The sequence below is a fragment of the Novosphingobium sp. AAP83 genome (genome assembly GCF_001295795.1).
Lineage (GTDB): Bacteria > Pseudomonadota > Alphaproteobacteria > Sphingomonadales > Sphingomonadaceae > Novosphingobium.
Genome location: NZ_LJHY01000058.1, coordinates 1 through 24,199 on the forward strand (window position 1 = coordinate 1; position 24,199 = coordinate 24,199).

Genomic DNA, 24,199 nt, shown 5'->3' on the forward strand with positions numbered 1-24,199 from the left:
CCCGCGCTGCCCACCAGCGTATCCGTGCCAGCGCCGCCCAGCATCGTATCGGTGCCGGCACCGCCAACCAACCGGTCTGCGCCCGCGCCGCCTTCCAGCGCAGAACCACCGGAACCCGCCGTCAGCGTGTCATCAAACCCCGAACCCACCAGCCGCTCAATGCCCGAAAGCACATCGCCCGCCGCATCACCAACCGTCCCCGCACCCGCCGCAAGGCTCGCCGTAACCCCGGCACCCGCACCAGAATAATCCGCCGTATCAAAACCAACACCGCCATCCAGCGTATCAGCCCCAGCTCCGCCAGACAGCCAGTCATCGCCCGATCCGCCGTCAAGCAAATCGTCAGCAATCGTGCCTTGCAACGTGTCATTGAAGGAAGAACCGATCAGGCGTTCGATGCTGAGAAGCATGTCACCATCGGCAGCGCCACCGGTGCTGACCGATCCATCAACGCTGACCCGCACGCCAGCATTGGATGCGGAATAGTCAACCGTATCAACGCCCGCACCACCGTCCAGAAGATCTGATCCGGCCCCGCCATCCAGCGTATCATCACCCACCCCGCCAAACAGCGAATCCGCGCCCGCATTGCCGCGCAAGAGGTCACTTCCCGCACCGCCAATCAAGGTATCGTCGGCCGTGCCGCCGGTAAGCGCATCGTCAAATGCCGACCCGACCACGCCTTCGACCGAAAGCAGCACATCGCCCGAAGCATCGCCGCCGATCCCGAGCGAACCATCAAGCGAGACTGTGACGGCGTTTTCACTGGCGCTGTAATCGACCAGATCGTTGCCGTCACCGCCGTCGATTTCATCAGAACCGGCACTGCCCAGAATACGGTCATTGCCAAGCCCGCCAAAAATCGTGTCGGTTCCCGTGCCGCCGCCGAGCGTATCGGCAAAGGCAGAGCCCACCAGCACTTCGATGCCGCTCAGGACATCGCCCAGCGCATCGCCCGCGCTACCGACAGATCCGTCCAGCGCAATGTTCACGCCAGCGCCAGCCGTGCCATAATTGGCCGTGTCTGTGCCGCTTCCCCCGGCAAGGGTATCCGCGCCTGCGCCGCCGGTCAGCACATCATCGCCGCCACCACCCAGCATTGAATCATTGCCGAGGCTGCCGGTCAGCGTGTCATTGCCCAACCCGCCGACCAGCGTGCTATCGGCGGTGCCTGCGGTCAGGCTATCGTCAAAGCTTGATCCGACGATGACTTCGATGCCGAACAGCGTATCGCCTTCAGCCTCTCCGCCGATGCCCACTCTGCCATCAAGGCCGACATTAACCCCGCCGATAGACTGGGAATAATCGGTCGTATCAACGCCCGCACCGCCATCAAGGCGATCAGCGCCTGCACCGCCGATGATCGTGTCATTGCCTGCACCGCCATCAAGCCGGTCTGATCCTGCGCCACCGCGCAAGGAATCGTTACCCGCACCGCCGCTCAGCGCAGCAGCCGTGTTGCCCGCCCACAGCGTATCGTCAAAGCCCGAACCGGTCAGGTTTTCGATACTGATAAGGATATCGCCCTGCGCGTCGCCGCCCACACCGGTTGTGCCATCAAGCCCGACCGATACTGCCGACGCCGAACTGGTATAATCCACCGTATCGATGCCCGAGCCACCGTCGAGCACGTCTGCACCCGCGCCGCCATCCAGCGTATCGTCGCCAAAGTTGCCCAGCAGGTCATCGTTGCCATCACGGCCGATCAGAAGGTCATTGCCCGACCCGCCTGTCAGCGTATCGTTATTGCTTGTGCCTGCCAGACGGTCATCGCCAGAAGACCCGATCAGCACTTCAATTGATGACAAGACATCGCCCTGGGCATCGCCGCCCTGGGCAGAACCTGCCTGAAGATCGATGTCTACAGCCGTGCCGGAGCCGCTGTAATCTGCCGTATCGGTGCCCGCGCCGCCTTCGAGTGTATCCGCGCCCGCTGCGCCGATCAGCGTATCATTGCCGCCACCGCCTTGCAGCAGTTCATCGGCGCTGGCACCCGCCAGAACATCGTTGAAACCGGTGCCGATGACGTGTTCGATACCCAGCAGCGTATCGCCGGTGGCATCGCCGCCAAGCCCGGCTGATCCATTGAGATAAGCCGTAATGCCCGCGCTGGATGTGGTATAGTCGACCGTGTCAAAACCGGCACCGCCGTCCAGCGTATCGGCTCCCGAAGCGCCGATCAGCACGTCATTGCCGCTGCCACCGGTCAGCAAATCTGCGCCCGCGCCACTTTCTAGCGTATCATTGCCCGCACCGCCTTCAAGCGTATCGGCGTTCAAGCTGCCGGTAAGCCGGTCATCAAAGGCAGAGCCGACCAGCCGCTCGATGCCGCTCAGGTTATCACCTTCTGCGTCGCCGCCGAGGCCAAGGCTACCATCAAGCGCAACCGTCACGCCGATTGTCGATGTCTCGTAGCTGGCGGTGTCAAAACCTGTGCCGCCGATCAGGGTATCTGCCCCGGCTCCGCCATTAAACGCATCGTCACCCTCGCCACCCAACAAGCGGTCGCCACCCTCGCCGCCTTCAAGCGTATCATCGCCAGTGCCGCCGGTCAGTGTATCGTCGCCTGCCATGCCAACAAGCCGGTCATTGCCCGCGCCGCCTTCAAGCACTTCAGCCGCACCTGCGCCTATGATCGTATCGTCATAAAGCGAACCGATAACGCGCTCGACATTGCTGACTCGGTCGCCCTCGGCATCACCGCCTTGGCCCGAGCTGCCATCAAGCGTTAGTTGGATGCCTGCTGACGAAAGTGCATAAGTGACCGTATCAAGCCCTGCACCACCATCGAGCAAATCAGCCCCGCCGCCACCTTGCAAGGTATCGTCGCCAGCCCCGCCAAGCAGTGCGTCGCTGGCGCTGCCACCGGTCAGGGTGTCGTCAAAAATGGATCCAAGGATGCGTTCGATGCCGCTAAGCTGGTCACCCTCTGCATCACCGCCAGAGCCAGTGCCGTTCTGGAGGTTAACATCAACGGCGCTGGTCGATGCGCTAAAATCACCCGTGTCAAAGCCAGCACCGCCTTCAAGGCTATCTGCGCCAAGCGAACTGGTCAGGGTGTCGTCACCCCCGCCGCCACGCAGGATATCTGCATTGGCCGAGCCATATAGAACATCGCCAAAGCTGGAGCCGGTGATGCCTTCGATGCTGGTGTAAACGTCGCCTGCTGCATCGCCACCTGTATTGGCACGGCCATCAAGCCCTGCCACAATCGCTGCGTCGCTGGCAGAGTAATCGGCGATATCGATGCCGCCGCCGCCATCAAGCTCATCAGCTCCGCCCATGCCTTGCAGCGTATCATCGCCAAGGCCACCCAACAGTGTATCGGCATCGTCGCTGCCGCCCAAACGGTCGGCAAAACTTGAACCGATCAGCCGTTCGATGCCGCGAAGGCTATCGCCTTGCGCATCGCCGCTTTGCCCGGGATTGCCATCAAGCGTAGCGGTAATGCCCGATGATGACGTGCTGTAATCTGCGGTGTCGATCCCGTCTGCGCCATCCAGCACATCTGCGCCCGCGCCGCCGGTCAGCGTATCATCGCCAGCCCCGCCTACCAGCGAATTGTTGCCGGTGTCGCCGGTCAGAACATCCGCAAACGCAGAACCCAGAATACCCTCGATACCATCCAGAACATCGCCTTCGGCATCTCCGCCAGCAGCTGTCCCGGCCAATAGCGAAACCTCGATGCCCGCAGCACTGGCAGAATAATCGGCGATATCCGAACCGCCGCCACCTTGCAGCGTATCGGCACCTTCGCCGCCAGCCAGTGTATCATTGCCAAAACCACCGTTTAGCAGGTTGTCGCCCGCATCGCCGGTAAGGGTATCGGCCTGATCGGAGCCGCGCACGTTTTCAATGCTATCAAAGCTATCCTGTTCGGCGCTGCCGCCACGGCCGATGCCTGTTGCAAGATTAACCTCAACGGCACCTGCTGAATCGGAGTAATCTGCGGTATCGCGGCCCGCGCCGCCCATTAGCGTATCTGCGCCTGCGGCACCGCGCAGCGTATCGTCGCCCGCACCGCCTTCCAGCACATCGCCAGCGGTGCTGCCGATCAGAACGTCGGCAAAACGGCTGCCCACGGCGCGTTCAACCCCGCGCAAGACATCGCCTTCGGCATCATCCCCGCTTGAAGCATTGCCATCCAAGCGTACCGTCACCGATCCTTGGGCCAGTGCATAGTCCGCCGTATCAAGGCCTTCCCCGCCCACCAGCGTATCAGCGCCAAGGCCGCCCACCAGCGTATCATCGCCCGCTCCGCCGGTCAGGACGTTGGCATCTTCATTACCGGAAAGGCTATCGTCAAACGCACTGCCGCGAAGGTTCTCGATCCCTTGCAGAATGTCACCTGTCGCATCGCCACCTTGTCCGGCAGAGCCATCCAGCGCTACAGAAACACCTGCTGCACTGCCAGCGTAAGAAGCCGTATCAAGGCCCGATCCACCGTCCAGCGTATCTGCGCCAGCGCCGCCGGTCAGCGTATCGTCACCTGCCCCGCCTTCCAGCAGATTGACGTCGGCATTGCCGAGTATCGTGTCGGAGAAGGCTGAACCGGTAACCTGTTCGACATTGGTGATCACATCGCCCTGCGCATCCCCGCCAAAGCTGCGGGTGCCGTCAAGGCGCACGTCAACAGACTGGAAGCTGGCCGAATAATCAACCGCGTCAAAGCCTGCTCCGCCATCCAGTGTGTCAGCGCCTGCGCCACCTAGCAAGGTATCATCGCCCGCGCCGCCGATCAGGATATCGCCGCTAACACTGCCGATCAGGATGTCGTCAAATGCCGTTCCTTCAAGGCCTTCGATGCTCGTATAAACGTCGCCAATGGCATCACCGCTTTGCTGCGTGCCATCAAGCGAGACGGTAACGGCATTGCGTGCACCAGCATAGCTTGCGATATCGGTGCCATCGCCGCCTTGCAGAATATCCGCGCCCGCGCCGCCTTCAAGCGTATCATCGCCGAGCCCGCCGGTCAGGGTCTGTGCGCCGGTTCCGCCCGCCAAACGGTCGTCGAATTCCGAACCAATAAGCACTTCGATATTGGCGTAAGTATCGCCCTGCGCATCGCCGCCGCGGCTGATACGGCCATCAAGATAGACCTCAACCGCAACGGTGCTGGCCGAAAAATCAATTGTGTCTTTGCCTGCACCGCCGTCGATCTGGTCAGCACCAGCACCGCCTTCGATCAGGTTGTCGCCAGCATCGCCGGTCAGGACATCGTCAAATGCCGAGCCCTTCAGGTTCTCGATGCCTGCCAACACGTCGCCCTGAGCATCGCCGCGTTCACCGGCGCGACCATCCAGGTAAGCGGTCACGCCACTGGTGGCAGCCGAATAATCGGCAAGGTCCTCGCCGTCACCGCCATCAAGCCGGTCTGCCCCGCCGCCGCCGATCAGAACATCATCGCCAGCGCCGCCTTCCAGTGTCTCGTTGGCGGCGGCCCCGGTGATCGTATCATCCCTGCCCGAACCGATAACATATTCGATGCCGGTTAACTGGTCACCTTCCGCCTCGCCGCCCTTGGAGGGCGTGCCGTCAAGATAGATCTCCAGCCCTGTAGTATCCGGCGGGGTTGTCCCCGCCACCGGCAGTGTGGCTTCAGGCGCCGGGAAAGCTTTGGAATAATCAACTTTGTCGATGCCTGCGCCGCCATCGATCGTGTCGGCACCTTTGCCGCCATCTATCGTATTATCGCCCCCATCCCCTGTCAGCTTATCACCTTGCGCCGAACCGACCAGCCCTTCGACCGACTTGTACGTATCGCCGCTGGCAGCGCCGCCCGAGCCTTTGCCAGCGCCCAGATCCACCGTAACGCTGTCGCGCGAATTGGCATAGCTGATGATATCAAAGCCGCTGCCGCCATCGATTTCATCGGCACCGATCCCGGCAACAATCGTGTCATTGCCGTCGCCAGCATTGATGACGTTGCCCGGCGGGTTGGAAAACAGCACATAGATCGGATCCCCGCTGACCGGGTTCTTGACCGTCATATCGGCATCGCTGGCCACAACCTTGATGCCAAACGCGCTCGAGACCGAAACCGCATTGACCGCCGTCTTGCCATCGGACGACAGGCCAAGCTGGACCGGCAGGAAGAACTCGTCCTGAAACCCGCTGGATGCTGCGGCCTGCCCGTCGGCAGGCACCTGATAGAGCAACTCTAGTTCGAATGTGAAGCGGGACTGCGACGCCGGAACCGGCACATCAAGGCCGGTCGTCGCGTCCTTCATAGTGGCCACTTTTTCGATGCTGCCCGCATCGATATCAACCACCCAGCCACGCTCGGTCTTCACCCCGTTGGCAATGCCATAGCCATCGGGAAGCGAAGGGATCGTGATTTGCAGCAAGTCGAGACTGCCCGCAGGCACCATCGCCTCAACCTTGAGCACACGCAAAGACGCGCCCTCGGGAGCCTGCTTCTGACTGTCGGCATAGATCAGGTCACCGCTTGCCGTACCGGTGATCGTCTCTTTGGCCGATTGCTGCGGAAAGGCCGCATTGGTCGCACTGCCCGGACCACCGGTCGATCCGGTCACGGTCGTCACACCATTCTCGGTGGTGGTGGTGACGCCCTCCTTGTTGAACAGCTTGTATTCCAGCGTCGGCACCAGTTTGCCGATACCTGCCGGTCCCAGCGCATCGTCTGGCGCTGGCGTGTCCGAAGCTTTCGACGGCGGATTGACGTTGGCGGGTGCACCGGCTGATGCTTGTGTGCTGCTGATCTTGTCGGTCAGGCGCGATGCTTCTGCATCCGACTTGTGGTTGTTTTCCTCCTGCGCCGCTGCGCTTTGCTGCGCATCGGCTGCATCGCCCGGCTGGACAGCCCCGCCCGCAGGAGGCTTCTCGCCGTCGGCCTTGGCCGCATTGTCGCTGGGATTTTCCGCATCTGCCGATGACAACGAAAAATCGATGGCAACCGAACTCTCGCGGATTTCACCAACGTCTGACAGCGATGCTTCGGCCAGCACCTCTTTGTCGGTAAACACCAGCAACGGCTTGCGGCCCGAAAAGGCGGCCAGCGCCATGCCCGGAATGATGATTTTCGTGCCGTCCGCAAAAGTCAGGATTGCGTCGATATCGACGATTTCAACTTTGAACGGACCATAGGCAACACCAAGCTCTGCCCGGTCATCTGCGCCAAGATTGACCACTTTGGCCGTGCCGTACCCTTGCCCGGCCTGGCTCAGCTTCTCTCCCGCAGGCACAGCCTCGTCCGCAAGCTGCGCAGCATTCTTGGGCAAAAGCGTTGCTTTCGCGCCGTTTTTGAATTCGCGTGCCTTGACCATTCGCCGAATGCCTAACCTGTTGGTTGGTCAAGTCTCTCCGGAAACATCTACGGTCTGGTTCGCACCTACGTAGGTATTAACCGTAATTAGGGAGAGTAACTTGACGCTTGAGCCTTGCGCTCACTCAAACTTTTTGCTGTAATTTTAGAAGCTTATACTTCAGTCGAGCTTTGATCGCGTCTGCTGCGGGCTTTGCGCCACAATGTTGGGTAAAGGCTCGCCAGAGCTCAGGAGATCAAACAGGCCGCCCAGCTTTTGCAGCACGCGAAACTCGGCCAGTTGCAATGCGATCTGGTTGGAATATTGCCGCGCGCGTGCAGCATGCAGGATTTGCTGGCTATCAAGCAGATCGAAAACCGAACGGCGGCTCTCGCGGAACTGCTGGCGGTAAACATCTGCGGTCTTTTCCGCCGCAACAATTTCAGATTCAATCGTTGCAATCTTCTCGCGCGCAAAGGCAAGACTGTTGAAATCAATGCGCAAATCCTGCTCAACCTCACGTCTGCGGCGGTCAAGCTCGTAATCGGCCTCGCGCAAACGCGCCGAAATGCGGTTGCGCACCGCAATGTCTCGTCCGCCATTGAAGAAGCTGTAGGACAGCGTGACCATCGCCCGCACATCGCGGTTCAATCCGGTCGGCCCTGATACGTCATCGCGCCAGTTGCCCTGCGCCATGACCCCGACCTTGGGCAGGAAAGTGCCGGTCTGGCTGGCCTTTTGCCGCTCCAACGAACGCCGGTCTTCCTTGGCTTGTGCATAACGCGGGCTTTGCGTATCGATTAACGCGACCGCATCTTCCTGATTGGTCGGCAGTTTGCCGTTGGTTGATGGCAGATCAACTACTTTGCCCGGCAAATGTAATGTCAGCCTGCGATAGGCCTCTTCAGCCTGTGCTAAGGCACTACGACGGTCAATCAATTCAGCCTGAAGCACTTGAAAACGCGCCTTGGCGCGGCTCACATCAGCAGAGCTGGTCAGCCCCAGATCCTCTTGGATCACCACCATATCGAGGATCTTCTGCGTCGCCGCGATCTCGGATTCCGTCAGTGCAATAAGCTTCGTGCGCTCAAGCATGGTCAGGTACGCCGCGCTGATCTCGTAAGAGATCGCCTCGATCCGCTCCCGCGTGCCCCATTGCGCACTGCGATAAGTCGCGCGGGCGCGCTTGATGTCGTTAATCGTTGTGCCAAAATCCCAGATGTTCTGGTTCAGCGTCACCACGCCTTCGGCCCGCCGCAGCATTGTCTGGTCGCCGGTCGAAGGAACCATCAGTTCACCGCCCAGCGCAACCTGCATGTCAACTTTGGGCAAATAGCCTGACCATGCCTCATGCACACCGTAGCGGGCGTCATCCTGCCGGGCGAGCGCGATCTGGATTTCGGGGTTCGCCCTCAACGCCTCAATGATCGCATCGCGCAGCGATTCAATGCCCTGCGGCCTTTCCGATATGCTGTCCGCCATTCTATCTGGATTGCTGGCAGGATTATCGTAAGCCATGGCTTCAGATGGCTGCGGATCAACCACAACCATGGCAGACGCTGCAGACGCCTTGATCGGCGTCATCGCCATTGGCGCAACGGCCGGCAGCTCCTTGTCAATTTCCACAGGCGCTCGCGCGGGCGTCAGCTCGGGTAAAGTCGGCAGTCCTGCCCCCGGCAGCAAAGGTTCCGTTTGCAGGGCGGCGATTGATACCGGCGCTGCACCAATACTGGCAATCGCCGCAGGACTAGCAATAACGATACTGCTCGTGCGGGCGGGCGGTACATAACCAAAGGTCACCGTGGCATCATCGGTGAATATTGATGCGGCCACCACCATCCTGTCAGGCAATTCACCAAAATCCGAAGGCGCTGAATTGGCAAAAACAACACCTGATGCCGTCAGGCTTACTGCAACGGCCCCCAAGACAGAGCCCAAACCCGGCGCTTTTCCGAAAGGGAAAGACGAACTTTGCCGTTTTTGCCCAACCACGTGTTATTTCCTCGCATAGTAAACCTATGCGAATAGCTATGAACCGACGTGGTTAATCTTGGTTCGCGCCACATTAAGTATGAATGCGGATGCCAAAAATAGGGGCAAAAACGCCCTCGTTCGGATGGTTCCCGTCTGGCTGGGCCACGTCCTAATGCACCAGCCCGGGCTGCTTGTTCGCCAATCCGATCAGGCCTTCGATTTGCGCCTCGCTGATCGGATCATCGAACCGCAATCCGAACCCTGCCGGACTGGTGCTCATGATCCGCCCGGCAATTTCAACACCGCCAAAGGTCAGCGTGATCGGCACATCGCGGCGGTCCATGATATACAACAGTTTGGGTCGGAATTGCGCGCCGCCACTCGAAAAATCGGTCACGATCCCGTCAAAGTTTACCAGACGATCGCCTACCACAAGATTGCCCTCGATCCGGCAATTATACCGTCGCGCCGCACGGCTAAAGTCTTTGCGCTTGCGCTTGAAGATGCTGCCTAGAGTAATCATACCGAACGACCTCCGTCATTTGCGCGCAACCGTTCCGGCTCGGGCACCACGCGGTATGCATCCGTTTGTGGGCCACCATCGTCCTGCGCCGCCTGCAAACGCTGGCGCAGTACCGCCAGCTCCAGCCGCGCACCATAGAGGCTTGCTGCGGGTGAAGCGGAGCTATCATCGTGGCCCGTCACCTGTTCAATGCTGCTCAGCCGCCGCGAAAGTTCGGCCAGAATTTCGCTATTCGCCTCGGTTGTGCCGGCAAGTTGGGCCAACTGGCGCGCATTCACCGTGCGCTCTTGCCCCATTCTTTCCATGCCATCGCCAAGAGTTGCATCCACCTTCTTGACCAGACGGCGTTGGGCTGCGTTCATATGGCGAATATCGCGCAGCAGTTCACGGCGCGCTTTGGCCACAGCCCGATCATCGCCGATGCGCAAAATCCAGCGCGTAAACGATCCTAACCAGCCGGTTCGCGCATTTTCGCTTAAACTGCGCGCATTGGTGGCCAGGCCAACCTCCAGCAATTGCGCGTTCAGCGTGCCAATGTGTTCAAGCTGGCCGTGCAGGCGTTCAGGATCAATGGCCTGCACCGCCCCTTGCTGGGCGCGCATCTGGCTTAAGGTTTCCCGGATGAAGCGCCGGTCTTCGGCTGCCTGTTCATGCAAGGTCCGGAATTGCTGCACCAGCACCGTCTGGTTATGCGCCAAGTCTGCCACACAGGCTGTAATCGGCTTCAACAAGGGCTCAGGGTCATAGATCCGGGCCAGTGAACCGTTCAGCACCTGGATTGATTGGGCAAGCCCCATCACCGCACGGTTGGTTTCCTGGCCCACCATCGCAGAATCAAGGATGGTTTCACGCAAGTCGCGCAAGTGGCGCCCGCCAAGTTCAAGCGCCCGCACAATCCCCGCACTGGACCCTTGCCCCTGCCCTGCCCCTTCCGAAGCGTTCGTTTCCAAGGATGATACGTTGGCAAGCCAGTGCTCGAATTCATTGCGCACCACTTTCATCGAACCGGTCATGAACCGTTCGAGCGCGCCCAGAACCATCGATGTCAAAAGGCCGAACAACGATGACGAAAAGCCGACCGACATGCCGTTCAGCGGTGCCTTCATGCCTTCGATCATCTTGCCGAAGCTGTCTGCCCCGCCGTTCAGGTCCATTGATCCGATCAGATCGCTAACCGAACTCACCGTCTTCATCAGGCCCATGAACGCACCGAGCAGGCCCAGAAATACCATCAGGCCCGAGAAGTACATTAGCGTCGATTTGCGATCATTGATGCGCATATCCACATCGTGCAGGATCAACTGTGCCGAAGCGTCCGAGATCTTCAACGTCTCCTGCTTGCCCATCTCTTCGGCAATCATGCGATAGCCTTGGCCAAGCAGCTGCGGCTCCTTGAACACGATTGCCGGCGTTTTGTAGGGATCGCTTGGACGTTGCTCTTGCGATCCATAGTCGATCTTCAACGCCTTCATGGCGAGAATTTCGTTCTTCAGGCCGAGCACGTGCTTAAAGGAAATGCCCGCTGCAACACCAAAAAGAGCAAAGATCGAAAGGTTCAGGGCTGCCTTCGCCATGATGCCTTCGATCACGAAGTCACGGGCATAGATGCCAATACCGACCAGCCCGACCATGATCGCGATCATCTTCAGAAGGTCAGAACGTATCTTCTTTTCCATGACTTAAAGCTTTCCCGATTCCTGCTACACATCAGGGCTTGATAACAACGCGAACGGTGTGGCCTTCTTTCGACCGCAAATCCGTGACGCGTACCTGCGTGGTAATGCTGGATGGTTTGATGCCGGCTTTCACCAGCAAGTTTCGTGTTACCGCGGCGCGATAAAACCCGATCCGCTGCGCTTCTGACAAAGATGCATCTTGCGGCGTCAGCGCCCAAATTTCGAATTTCATGCCATCCTTGGCATGTTGTCCGACAAACTTGACGATGGCCTCGGTGTTGTCTGCGCTATACCGGATGGCGGTGGGTTCAAAATCGATCTGCAACAGCATGTCAGCCGTTTTCACCTCGACGCCGGTAGTGGCATCGGGGCGCTCCATCGCCTTGACTTTGACCTTCAGCAGGTCCGGGCTTTCGCGCGTACGGATCGTCAATTCATCGCGCCCGGTTACCGGATTTTGTGTGCGCAACACATCGCCAAGTTCGGCAATCGACGTGCCTTTTTCGGCGTCGATCTGGGTCCCTTTGGATTGCTGTTTGGCGCTTGCGGCATCCTGATCGCTTGCTGCCCCCTTCGCCTTGCCGCTCGCCGCCAATTCAGCAGCCATGCTGGTCTTCAACTGCGCCACCACACGCTGCGACAAGACCATCACCGCCGCGCTCATGATAACGAGCAGAAACGTGACGACCATGATCACCGTCGTGAGCACGTCAACGAACGCTGGCCAGTGATTGACTTCACCTTCTGATGATCCGCCTGCCACTAGCTGTTTCCTGCTGGTTTAGCGTGTTGCATGAGCCGCTGATTGATCATGCGGCCCTCGGCATCGGACGCGATTGCAGCTTGGCGATCACTTCGGACTTCGGCGCATCCGCAATGATCCGGCCGTTATCCAGCCAGATCACCCGATCGACGATATCCAGCAGCGCAATGCGATGCGTGGCAATAATCAGCGTCTTGTCCATCGTGGCCTGGCTCAAACCGGCCATGACCGTTTTCTCGCTGCCAACGTCCATCGCTTCGGTCGGCTCATCCAGCAGGAGTACGGCCGGATCACGCACCATCGCCCGGGCCAGCAAAATACTTTTTCTCTGACCACCCGAAAGGTTCCTGCCACCGGGGCCAAGCTTGCGATTGTAACCCTCGACGCTGCGTTCCACAAAACTGTCGAGGTTTGCCGCGCGCACGGCTTTGGTCACGATCTCGGCGGAGGGTTCATCAAGCCCGAGCAGGATGTTGTCCCAGATGCTCGTGTCAAAAAGCTGCGCATCTTGGCTACAAAACACCACCTTCTGCCGGATTTGCGCCACCGAATAGTGCGCCGCGCTATAGCCATCGATCAGATATTGGCCGGATTTGGGCTCCAGCATCCCTGCAATCACCTGCAAAAGCGTTGATTTGCCGGACCCCGAACGCCCGATCAGCGCTATCTTCTCACCCGGCCGGATCGTCAAAGACACATCTTGCAGCGCAAAAGCGGCACTATCCTCATGCCGGTAAATCACTGATGCAAGGGTGAATTCGCCCTTTATCGTCTGCTGCCGCACACCAGGATCAGGAATTTCACGCTCGGATTCAAGCTCCAGCAATTCCGCCAGACCAGCAAACTGCGTCCGCGCCTGCTGCGCTTTGGACAACAAAGACACAGCCGTGGTCACCGGCGTCATGGCCCGGCTGGTCAGCATACAAACCGCAATCAACGCGCCCGTTGTCATCACACCCGCCTTGATCTGGAAAACGCTGATGATCACCACCAGCACCGTCACCAGTTGCACCAGCAACCCGGCCATCGCTTGCGGCACGTCGTTCCATTGGCGCGCCGATGTGGCGGTCACGCCGATGTGGTCTGAAACTTTATCCCAGCGGCCCAGGAAGTGGCCCTCAGCCAAATTCGCCTTGATCGTCTCAATCCCGCTTGCAGCATCAACCACTAGATTGTTGCGCGCATGGATCAGCTTGGCGCAGCGCGTGGCCGAAAGCCGGGCGGCAAAACTGGCAACCATGCCAACGACCAGTAACGCTATCGCGCCAATCACAGGTGCAAACGCGGTATAGCCACCGATCAGGGCTATCAGCGCTACAAACAAAAGAAAAAACGGCACGTCGATCAGGAACGTCAAAATCAGTTGCGGCACAAACAGCGCAATGGAATCAACATCCCGCAGCGCGTTCATCATCGATCCAACGCTCAGTTTCTGGCCGCCGACGCGTGCGCCCATAAAGCTGTTCATCGCCCGGTTCTGAACGATCTGCGCCACCCGCACGCCCACCGCATCGACAAAGCTCGATCGGATCTGGCGAAAGGCGAATTCGAAAACCAGCGCCAAAAGAACACCAGCAGACAGTGCCCACAGCGATTCAATCGCCAGATTGGGCACAACCTTGTCGTAAATAGCGCGCATATACAAAGGCAGGGCAAGGCCGCACAAATTCAACAAGGCCGCCGTAAAAACCATCTGCACCAACCGGCGGCGCTCGGACATGAATATGCCCAACATCCACAGCCGGGGATTTTTGCGGACGAAGCTGCGCTCGTCTTCAAAATCCAACCCGTTTTGCGGGTCGCCGTGACCGCATGCCAGAACCGTGATGTCACCAAGCACGCCCAGGCCGCTTCGTAGGACCTCGCGCTCGCCTTGGCTATCAATGATGGTAAATGTGGTACGACTTGGTGCGCCCGTAATGATGATGGCACCATCACCTCCGGCCATCGCCAGCAGGGGCAAATCTTCCAAACCTGCCTCGCCCAAGCCTGCACCATAATCGCGGGTTTCGATCCCGATCCTCGCCAGCGCAATCGGCACATAGCGCGGATCGAAAAAGCCGTCTTTCACGGGCAGCGCTGCGGTCAGCATCGCGGCATCGGCGGTATATCCGCAGTGGGCAGCCAGATGTTCCAAAGCCGCGACGACACTCAGCGGGTAAAGCACTTGCCGCTCATGAGTCGGCTGATCGTAACGCGGTGTCTTGCCTGTAAAGAACAAGAAAGCGCGGTCCAGCAAGCTCATTTTAACACTGGCGGCAGATGATTGCATGTGTGGCCCGGCCCCTATTTCCTTGTCGGAGAATTAACCAAACAAAGGTAAATTGGGGTTCACGGGCCAATACGCAGATTCCCATAGCCTCGCGTTCTCTGCCTTTAAGCATGATCCGCCCTATTTGCTTTCGATCAAACGAGGGCCAGTTTCATGTCTATTGCAGGATTAAGAGACCTTATCATTTGCAAGATGGGCGGCGCATTTCTTTATGAAAACGTCTCCAGCCGCGAACTGGCCAACGCTTTTTCTGGTAAAGTCATGGGTGCCACCGATCAGGAAACTGCTCTGAAACCATGGAGCGGGCGCATCAAAACCCGCAAGGCCAGCAAGCTGTTGCTCGTGCTTGGCGTCATGATCATCAGCTTTCTATGCTGGGCCAGTATCTTCGAGATCGAGAAAGTCACCCGTGGCTCAGGACGCGTCCTGCCCTCTGTGCAAAATCAGGTAATCCAGCACCTTGAAGGCGGAATTGTGCAGCAAATCCTCGTTCAGGAAGGGCAGCGCGTTGAAAAAGGTCAGATCCTGATGCTGGTCAAAAACCAGATCACCGCGTCCGACCTCGAAAACGCGCGGATTGACGTCACCGCCAAGAAAATCATGCTCGCCCGGATGGACGCCGAAGTGGGCGGCGCGCGCTATTTCATCACGCCGCCTGCGCTGGCCACACTCGCCCCGGAAATTGCCCGCTCCGAAGAGGCCCTGTTCGCCTCGCGCATCATGCAGCGTGGCTCGGTCGATGGCATCGCCTCGGGCGAAGCTAACGCTAAGCGCGCGCAGCTCTCGTCACTCAGCGCAAGGCTCGCCAATTTGCGCAGCGAAGAAGCGCTGCTGATGGTGCAATTGGGCAAGCTCGAACGCGCATTCCAGGCCGAAGCGATCTCTGAGCGTGACGTTCTGGAAAAGCGCTCGGCCTTGCTATCATTGCGCACCCGCATCGCCGATGTGCAAAACCAGATCCCGGAAACCCGCGCGCAAATCTCTTCCGCTTCTGCTCGTCAGGGCGAAGTGTGGACGCGGATGGTGCAGGAAACCGAAGAGCAGGCCTCCCGCCTCAGGCTGGAATTGGCCAAAGCGGATGAAGCCATGCTGGCCTTTCAGGACAAGGCGCAGCGCGAAGAAATCCGCGCCCCCATGGATGGCGTCGTCAACAAGCTGTTCATCCAAACCGTTGGCGGCGTGATCCGGGGCGGCGAACCCTTGGCCGAGATCGTGCCCGTCGACAAGATCATCATGATCGAGGCTCGCATCGCACCAAAGGATCGCGGCGAAGTTTGGGACAAATTGCCCGCGACGATCAAGATTTCCGCTTATGATTCAGCCGTCTATGGCAGCCTCACTGGGCAGGTCTACGATGTTTCTCCCGACGTTCTGCAAGACCCCAAGGGTGAAACTTACTACCGCGCACGGCTGCGGGCAGATGCTACAAACTTCGGCAACGGCCGCCCCGTGCTTCCGGGCATGACCGCCGAGGTGAACATCCTGTCTGGCAAGCAAACGATCCTCGACTACATCTTGGGACCACTCATCCAGATCAAAAACGCCGCTTTACGCGAATGACGCGGAAATAGCTCCGTTGCGCGCCGAAGCCATCGTTAAAGCTGTTCCTTGGCCTTTACGGCGACATTCCCTTGCCAGCACGGCCATCCTGTGTGGTATGGGCGGAAAACTTGAAAATACAGGCAGCATAATGGCCCGCAAACATTCAAAACATAGTTCGTATGAAGACTTGCCCGACGAGGACGAAGCACCGGTTATCGTGCCCCCATGCTGGCTTTGCGGCCGACCAACGGGCAAAACCGTGGTATGGCATCACCCAGTTCCAAAAAGCCGGGGCGGACGCGATGTTGTGCCCATGCACCCGATTTGCCAGCAAACCCTGATCGCCAATTTCACCAATTCGGAATTGCAGCGTCACGGCATGGATGTTGATGGCTTGCTGGCCAATCCTACAGTGCGCAAATTTGTTGATTGGGTGGCCGGTAAAGACCCTGATTTCACCGCAACAACAGCGAAGAAAAAGCGTTAGTTGCCGAACCTGGCGTTTTTGGCATCGGGCCTCAAGCTGCGGAATGGCGCTATGAAAGTCGGGGCTTCATTGAGCACTCCTCAAACCCCGAAAAGCGCGGTATCAATTCTGTATGGATGAACCTGCAAAAAACGCTACGCCCCCATCGCGCGGGATTGAAATGCCCCAAACGCCAAGCTCCATCGGGTTTGGACAGGTCGCAATATCAACCGTCATCGTTGTCACCATTATCGGCGTTTTTTGGCTGGCGATTGAGCTTAACCGCTTTTTCATGCTGGTATTTGCAGCGATCGTGCTTGGCGCAGTGTTTCAGGCCATTGCCGGATGGATCGCCCGAATCACCGGCATGAGCCGGACCTTCAGCTTGATTCTGGCGGTAATAGGGCTGTTTGCGGTGTTTATCGGCAGCTTTGTGCTATTCGGCACCCAGCTTGCGAATGAGTTCGACACGATTGAACAAACAGTGCCCGCTGCGCTGCAACGAATTCAAGGTTTCCTTGATAATTACGGCCTCGGCGATCAGGCCCGCGATCTGGCAAAAGTCGGTGCCGAGGATATCTCCCGCATCCTCACCCAGGCAGGAGGCTATGCGCTTGCTGCCAGTAGCGGTTTGGCAGATTTTGTGTTGGTGATCGTCGGCGCAATCTTCATGGCCGGAAACCCTGACGTCTATCGCCGTGGTTTGCTGCTGTTGCTACCTGCAAAGGCTGAGCCGGTCATGGCACAAGCGCTGGACAATGCCGGTGCCGGCCTACGCGGCTGGATGATGGGACAAGCCATCTCGTCGCTGGTGATCGGCGCGCTGACATGGGGCGGGCTTTCGCTGCTGGGCGTTCCAGCATCAGGCGGTTTGGCGATTATCGCGGGCCTGCTGGATATCATCCCCATGGTTGGCCCGGTGCTCTCCGGCATTCCGGCAGTATTGCTGGCCTTTACCATCTCACCCGTCGCTGCCTTGTGGACGTTGGTGCTGTTTCTGGTGATCCAGCAACTGCAAGGAAACGTGCTCCAACCGATGATCCAGAGGCACGCGGTGGACGTCCCCCCTGCCCTGCTGCTGTTCGCAGTACTGGCGGCCGGACTGCTGTTCGGTTTCCTCGGCGTCCTCCTCGCCTCACCACTGACTATCGTCTGCTACGTCTTTGTGCAGCGTATCTATGTGCAGGCCATCCTTGGCAAAGAGATCAAGGTGGCCGGGGCGGACTGACAGCAGGCCAGACCACTTTGATCTCGCTAAACAGTGCCATACTCACCTGCAACAAAATTCAACTCATTGGGTAGAGTATAAAGCTGGACTTTATCTCCCAGCAGCATTCGTTTGATGTCTACTAAATAACTTGAGTTTATGTTGCAACCTTCTACAAGGGGGCAATGATGACTGACGAGATTGATAAGTCGGCGCAAGACCCGGAGCGGGCGCGACAGCTTGAGGAAAGCATCGCGAGCGTGCGCGAGGCGCTGGAGGGCCTGCGTTACGGGACCATCGCATTGACCATCCACGAAGGACGGGTGGTCCAGATTGACGTGACCGAGAAGCGGCGGCTCAAGCCAAGCTGATCAGTTCGCAAACGAATTCAAAAAGCAAACATCCACCGCACCGCTGACCGGACCACCGGAGGCATTGTTCGGGCAAATCCATGAGGCCAGACAATGAATCTCCGTATCCTGCTAACCGCAGGGGCAGCGCCCCTTGCCTTGATTTCAAACACCGCATTTGCGGCTGAAATACCGGTCGATGCACCCGCCACTGCAATCGCTGATGACGCCCAAGCTGCGCCTGCCGATGCGGATGCCGCGCCTGAAGGTCAGGGCGGAGAAATCCTTGTCACCGCACGACGCCGCTCGGAAAACGTGCAGAACGTGCCGATTGCGATCTCGGTTGTGGGCGGCGAACGCCTTACCGCGCAAGGCACGTTCGCCATCTCGCGCCTGACGCAGCTTCAGCCGACCTTGCAGTTCTATTCACAGAACCCGCGCAACACTTTCATCAACATCCGCGGCATCGGCGCACCGTTCGGATTGACCAACGATGGCTTTGAGCAAGGCGTCGGCATTTACATCGACGATGTCTATTACAACCGCATTGCGTCTGCCACGCTCGACTTCGTGGATGTGGACCGCATCGAAACCCTGCGCGGACCGCAAGGCACGCTTTATGGTAAGAACACGACATCGGGCGCGATCAACATCACCACGTCTGCGCCCACTTTCGACCTGAGCGGCAAGGCCGAGGTTACGCTTGGCAACCTCAACTTCAAGCAGGGCAAAGCGACCATTTCGGGGCCGCTGTCTGATACGCTGGCCGCGCGGATCAGCGGTTCCACCACCAGCCGTCGCGGCACGATCTATAACGTGGCGACCAATTCGTAGATCCAGTCGATCGACAACATCGGCTTGCGCGGTGCTTTGCTGTGGAAGCCAAACTCCGATCTTGCCGTGACCGTATCGGGTGACTGGAACTTGCAGGACCCGATCTGCTGCGCGCTTCCCTTCGCCAGTTTTGGCCGGACCCAGCGTGCAGCCAATCGCCAGCTTCACGCTTTGCTCACCTACTTCCCCGGCTACCCCCGCGCAGACTATCCGCTGCCCAATGTCGATCCCTATGACCGCCTGACCGATGTTGATGCCCGTCTGGCGGCACGCAACGAGCATGGCGGCCTTTCGGCGCGCGCGGTGTGGGATCTGAATGAGAGCAACACGCTGACCTCGATCACCGCATGGCGCTATTGGGATTGGGGCCCGGCCAATGACCGCGACTACGTGGGGCTGCCCGTCTACACCAAAGTGGAAAACCCCACGAAGCAGACCCAATACACGCAGGAATTCCGTTTCAACCACAAGGGCGACGGCTTTGACTTCGTAGTTGGGCTGTTCGGCTTCCACCAGAGCGTGCGCACCAGCGGCGTTCAGGAAACCGGCCTTGCCGCCAGCAAGTGGCTACTCAACCCGACCAACGCCTTGTCAAACAATCCCAACGTGCTGAACCGGTTTGTTGCGACCAACGATATCCGGCTCGACAACACCAGCCTTGCCGCCTTCGGCAAGGTCAACTGGGACGTGACCGACCGCTTCACCGTATCACCGGGCATTCGCGTCAATTATGACAAGAAGAAGGGCCTCTATGACTCGGTCGTAACCGGCACCGCATCGGACGGGACGCGTCAGGTCGTCTCCCCGGTTCCGGGCTCGGCCTACTTCAACGATCCGTGGATTGCCCAGCAGCGCGGCGTGCAGGCATCGCAGTTTTTCGAGCCCGAGTTCAGCGCGTGGAACCTGTCGTATGACCTGAACTTGCGTTACAAAGCCACAGACGACGTCAATCTCTATGCGACTTACGCGCGCTCGTTCAAAACCGGCGGGATCAACCTGAACGGCGTTCCCACCGATGCCAACGGTGTGCCGATTGAATCAGCCTTCACGATCAAGCCCGAAAAGGTCGATCACTTCGAAGCGGGCATCAAGACCCAGTTCTGGGACCGCAAGGCCACCTTCAACCTCACCGGCTTCTGGACAGAGATCGAGAACTTCCAGGCCAGCGTCAGCAATGGCCAGCTTGGCACCGTGCGCGGCTATCTTGCCAATGCCGACCAAGTGCGCAGCCGTGGCTTTGAAGCAGACCTCTCGGTTCGCCCAAGCGACCGGTTCAGCGCTTACCTCAATGGCGCCTATACCGATGCCACGTTCACCAGTTTCTGCGATGCACCGCCGCCGCCAGAGCTTTCGGGCGGATCAAGCACCGGCATCGTCGTGACGGGCAAGTGCACTTACACCGGCGCGATCAGTGCACCGGGCACCGCAGGGGGCGTGAGCCCGCCGTTTGTGGATGTTTCGGGATCGGTTCTGCCGGGCGTTTCGAAGTGGGCCGCATCGTGGGGAGCCGAAACCAATCTGCCAGCGGCGCTTTTTGGCGAAGATGGCCAGTATTACCTCGGCTATGATGCCAGCTACCGTTCAAGCTGGTCGTCCAACCCCTCGCCATCGATTTACACCAACGTCGATGGCTATTCGATCCACAACTTCCGCATAGGCTTCCGCACTGATCGGTTCGATGTCTTCGGTTGGGTGCGCAACGCGTTTGACCAGAATTACATCGATTTGCTTCTGGCAGGCACTGGCGGCAACACCGGCCTGATTGCGGGACAGGTTGGTGATCCCCGTACCTTCGGCGGAACGATCAAGTTCTCGTTTTAGGCTTGAGTTGGCGCACAATTGACTGCCTACCACCCATAAGTAGTGCTCATTTGTGCGCCATTCAACAATCCTATCAATGCCTTACGCCCGTCACCACACATTCAGACTCTCGCGCATACCGTGCCGCAAGCCATGCGCAAACGAACAGTTGCAGGTGATGGAAGATCATCAGTGGCAGGATCACAACGCCCACTTGAGCCGGGGCAAACAGGGCGCCCGCCATGGGCACACCTGAAACGAGGCTCTTTTTCGAACCGCAAAACAGCAGCACTATCGCATCCTCGCGTGGCAACTTTGCAGCGCGTGCCACCAGACCGTTTGTTGCGATAACAATGCCCAAGATAACAACAGAAGCGATAACCAGCACGGCCAGATCAACCACTCCTACCCTCTGCCAAACGCCGTTCACTACCGCTGCACTGAACGCGGAATAGACAACCAGCAAAATCGAACTCCGATCAACAGGTTGCAGCAGTTTCTTGTGCCGCTCTATCCAGTTGCCGATCAAAGGGCGCAGCAGATGCCCGCCAATGAACGGGAGCAGCAATTGCGTGGCGATTTTCTGCACCGAAGCAAGTCCGTCCACACCTGCCGTGCCGGATGAATGGATCAAAAACGCCACCAGCAGCGGCGTAAGCACGATGCCAAGCAAGTTGGAAAGCGAAGCGCTGCAAACCGCCGCCGCGACATTGCCTCGCGCCATCGCGGTAAATGCAATGGAACTTTGCACCGTCGAGGGCAGCAGCGCAAAAAACACCAGCCCTTGCGCCAACACAGGATCGATCATGCCCCCGGCGATCTGCGCCGCGCCAAGGCCAAGCGCAGGGAACAGGACATAGGTAAACCCCAGCACCATAAGATGCAGCCGCCAATTGCTGATCCCTGAAACGATGGCTTGGCGGGAAAGCTTGGCCCCGTGCAAGAAAAACAAAAGGACGATTGCCACATCAGCCGCATGATCAAACAGCGCCAGCGCCTCACCGCGTGCCGGCAACACACTTGCCGCCAAAACTGTGGCGAGGAGCAACAGCATGAACCCATCGGGCTTGGGAAGTCTTAAACGCAATGCCATGGCCTATCCGGTATGGTCCTCTAACTGCTTCAGCAACCCGGCGCGGTGCTTGCAACCCTGCCTCTAACACACCCCGAAAGCCCATGTTGCCGAAAAACGCTGTCTTGTTCAGGAACAAGCGGCAGGTAACTGGCAAGGAACAGGTTGTGATGCGCGTGGCCCAGATCGAATTGTGCGACCTCCGGATTGCCGCAGCCATCGGCACATACGGGCCGCAAGATGTTGTTCCCGATGCCCATATTCTTGATTTGACGCTCACCATCGCACCTGATCTCGTTCAGGTGAGCGTTGATGATATGGCGCTAGTTTTCGATTATGACCCGCTGATTGCGCAAATCAACCAGATCGCGCAGGCCCAGAATTATGAGACGCAAGAATACCTGATGACCCGTATTGTCAACGCATGCGCAGGTTATAGCCAAATCATCGCATTGAACATCTGCCTAAGAAAGCAGCCTGTCCTTGGCGGTACAGGCTCCCTTGGCGTGCGGCTTGCGCTTGGGACAGAGGAAATGACAGCGTTGCGTAAGCGCTAAAGCCGGAAACCACAACGATCCGATTGCCCGGCGCTTAGAAAACTTTGCCCAAAATCTTTCCCGGATTGCTGCGAAGTGCGGCTTCTTCAGTCCCCATATATCTGAAGATGCCGCGCATGGCCTGGCTTGTGACGCTGTCGATCAACCGGGCGTCAGACAAACCAAGGCTGCCCAGCACAGAACCCATGCTCCCAAGCTTTGCCAACTGGTCAAAGGCCCCCACCTGGGCCAATGCCGTGGCGATCAGCGGACGGACTTTGCCGCCCAGTTCGGTACCTGCGGTCCGCTCAAGATAGCTGGTGCCACCCGTCCGCTCTGTGATGATGCCGGGAACATCTGTTACCTTTAACCCGCTAATCGCACTGCGAAAAACAGGCTTCGCCTCTCCGGCTGCAAAACTGGCTGCATCGTTCAGGGACTTGGAGAGCTTGGTCGTCAGGCCAAGTTTGTCACCGCCCTGCAACAGCCTTCTCGCCAGCTTGCCGCCTGTGCCGGGCAGTATGATGCGCGTCGCAGCATCACGATAGAAGCCGTCCGGCAAAGCCAGTTTGGTTAGAGCACTGTCCGAAGCATTGCCGAGCAATCTGGTCAGTCCCAGACCATCCAACAAACCTGCGCCTGCGGCTCGACCGGGGATAAGCAGCAATCCCCCCAGCGCCAGCCCGCCTCCCATCACTGCACGCCGCGAAAAATCTTGTGCCATGAGCCACCTTAACCCGCCTCTTCAAAGTGAAGGCTAAGATGGTTATTAGGCCTGCGCAATAAATTATTTGTAAAATATAATAACAAGATCGATCATTTTTTAATTCAAAATAAATTCAGTGAATCTCAATATGAAAATCATGAAAATCACAAATATCAAAAGTTTATCATAATTGCGATTCAATGCCGCACCGTGTCACTTACCCTCGCACAGCCTCACAAGATCTGTCAGCAAACGAAGCGCCGGTGCCGGGATCGCATGCTCATCCGCAACAGCAATAATAGCGCCATTGATCGATTCAATTTCGGTCGCGCGACCCGCGATGCGGTCTTGCAGCATCGAAGGTTTGTGGGTCCGGTGGTTGGCCAGCGCAAAGCGGACTTTGTCATCAAGACGTGGCCGATCAATCGCGACGCCCAGGGCCTTCGTAATCGTCACGATTTCATCGATCACCGCCTTGGCTGCGCGGCGGCCAGCCGGGTGATCCAACCCGCCCACCGGCAAACCTGAAACCGTACACAAAGCATTTAGCGCCGCATTGAACGCCACCTTTTCCCAAACCGCGATTATAGCCTGTGGATCAGCCACGGCATGCAATCCCGCAGAGGCAAAAAGCCCAGCGACTTTGCCCGCGAGTTCGTCAGCACCGTCCGGATAATTGCCGAGGACAATGTGGCCAGCGCCATGCGACGCGACAGCATTCTGAGCTTCAAGATCAGCCGGAAAATCTGTGACGCCCCACAAGATGTGTGCAGCAGGGAAAACCTCTGCAATCGCCTCCACATTGCCAAGGCCGTTCTGAAGCGTCAGCACGGCGCATTCCGTGTGCACCAGATGCGCAACAGACCTGACCGCAGCAGCGCTGTGCATCCCTTTGGTGAACAGCATCAGAAGATCAACCGGCCCTGTCACTTCGGCTGCAAGCTTTGCCTCCACACAAGCGATATGTTCGCCCGCATCGTCATGCAGCACGATGCCTTCCGCCGCGATCAGCGCCAGCCGTGCCGGATCGACATCGACGACCGTAACCGCGCTGCCCGCCAGCGCGAGGCGCGCGGCAAACAAGCAGCCCATCGCGCCTGCACCAACGATCACGATCCGCTTCATCAATCGAGTCCTTTTCCATGTACACTGTCAACGGCACCAGATGACCAGGATCGCCAGACAGCCTATATCGGTGTTATCCAAACAGACC

The 24,199-nt window shown here is 58.5% G+C and carries 14 protein-coding genes and 1 pseudogene; 6 read left to right on the plus strand and 9 right to left on the minus strand.

Going from position 1 to position 24,199, the window contains the following annotated elements; all coding sequences use genetic code 11:
- The 6 genes from IP81_RS17440 to IP81_RS17465 form a co-directional block, all read right to left on the minus strand.
- Positions 1-7,286 (minus strand): hypothetical protein (locus IP81_RS17440; protein WP_054109281.1); only part of this gene is annotated, 7,286 nt, incomplete at its 3' end.
- Between the two features lie 159 nt (positions 7,287-7,445).
- Entirely contained in the window at positions 7,446-9,098 is a 1,653-nt protein-coding gene (locus IP81_RS17445; RefSeq protein WP_197274692.1) for a TolC family protein, read from the minus strand.
- Positions 9,099-9,408: 310 nt separating this feature from the next.
- Positions 9,409-9,762: a PilZ domain-containing protein gene (locus tag IP81_RS17450; protein ID WP_054109283.1), complete on the minus strand. Its 354-nt coding sequence runs from the start codon at positions 9,760-9,762 to the stop codon at positions 9,409-9,411.
- Entirely contained in the window at positions 9,759-11,438 is a 1,680-nt protein-coding gene (locus IP81_RS17455; RefSeq protein ID WP_054109284.1) for a hypothetical protein, read from the minus strand. Before IP81_RS17455 ends, IP81_RS17450 begins: the two co-directional genes overlap by 4 nt.
- Positions 11,439-11,469: 31 nt before the next feature.
- A complete protein-coding gene (locus IP81_RS17460) occupies positions 11,470-12,201 on the minus strand; it encodes a hypothetical protein (protein ID WP_054109285.1) in 732 nt (243 codons plus the stop codon).
- Positions 12,202-12,247: 46 nt separating this feature from the next.
- Positions 12,248-14,473, minus strand: coding sequence for an ATP-binding cassette domain-containing protein (locus IP81_RS17465; protein WP_082356278.1), 2,226 nt, complete (start codon positions 14,471-14,473; stop codon positions 12,248-12,250).
- A gap of 153 nt (positions 14,474-14,626) precedes the next feature.
- On the opposite strand from IP81_RS17465, the gene IP81_RS17470 reads away from it, so the two are divergent.
- From IP81_RS17470 to IP81_RS17490, 5 genes and pseudogenes are all read left to right on the plus strand, one after another.
- Positions 14,627-16,033 (plus strand): HlyD family type I secretion periplasmic adaptor subunit, encoded by a 1,407-nt coding sequence (locus tag IP81_RS17470; RefSeq protein WP_082356279.1) that lies wholly within the window; start codon positions 14,627-14,629, stop codon positions 16,031-16,033.
- Between the two features lie 130 nt (positions 16,034-16,163).
- Positions 16,164-16,502, plus strand: coding sequence for a hypothetical protein (locus IP81_RS17475; protein ID WP_054109322.1), 339 nt, complete (start codon positions 16,164-16,166; stop codon positions 16,500-16,502).
- Positions 16,503-16,614: 112 nt separating this feature from the next.
- Positions 16,615-17,709 carry an AI-2E family transporter gene (locus IP81_RS17480; protein ID WP_054109288.1) on the plus strand — a complete coding sequence of 365 codons (1,095 nt, stop codon included), beginning with the start codon at positions 16,615-16,617 and terminating at the stop codon, positions 17,707-17,709.
- Between the two features lie 167 nt (positions 17,710-17,876).
- Positions 17,877-18,059, plus strand: coding sequence for a YezD family protein (locus IP81_RS17485; protein ID WP_054109323.1), 183 nt, complete (start codon positions 17,877-17,879; stop codon positions 18,057-18,059).
- Positions 18,060-18,152: 93 nt separating this feature from the next.
- Positions 18,153-20,693, plus strand: a pseudogene (locus IP81_RS17490) (TonB-dependent receptor).
- Positions 20,694-20,766: 73 nt separating this feature from the next.
- Here IP81_RS17490 and IP81_RS17495 read toward each other — a convergent pair.
- Positions 20,767-21,765, minus strand: coding sequence for a bile acid:sodium symporter family protein (locus IP81_RS17495; RefSeq protein WP_054109289.1), 999 nt, complete (start codon positions 21,763-21,765; stop codon positions 20,767-20,769).
- A 149-nt stretch (positions 21,766-21,914) separates the two neighbouring features.
- On the opposite strand from IP81_RS17495, the gene IP81_RS17500 reads away from it, so the two are divergent.
- Positions 21,915-22,301: a dihydroneopterin aldolase gene (locus IP81_RS17500; protein ID WP_054109324.1), complete on the plus strand. Its 387-nt coding sequence runs from the start codon at positions 21,915-21,917 to the stop codon at positions 22,299-22,301.
- Between the two features lie 34 nt (positions 22,302-22,335).
- Here IP81_RS17500 and IP81_RS17505 read toward each other — a convergent pair whose 3' ends face one another.
- On the minus strand, positions 22,336-23,004 hold the full coding sequence (locus tag IP81_RS17505) for a DUF4197 domain-containing protein (RefSeq protein WP_054109290.1): 669 nt from the start codon (positions 23,002-23,004) through the stop codon (positions 22,336-22,338).
- A 195-nt stretch (positions 23,005-23,199) separates the two neighbouring features.
- Positions 23,200-24,111, minus strand: coding sequence for a ketopantoate reductase family protein (locus tag IP81_RS17510; protein ID WP_054109291.1), 912 nt, complete (start codon positions 24,109-24,111; stop codon positions 23,200-23,202).
- Between the last annotated feature and the right edge of the window lie 88 nt (positions 24,112-24,199).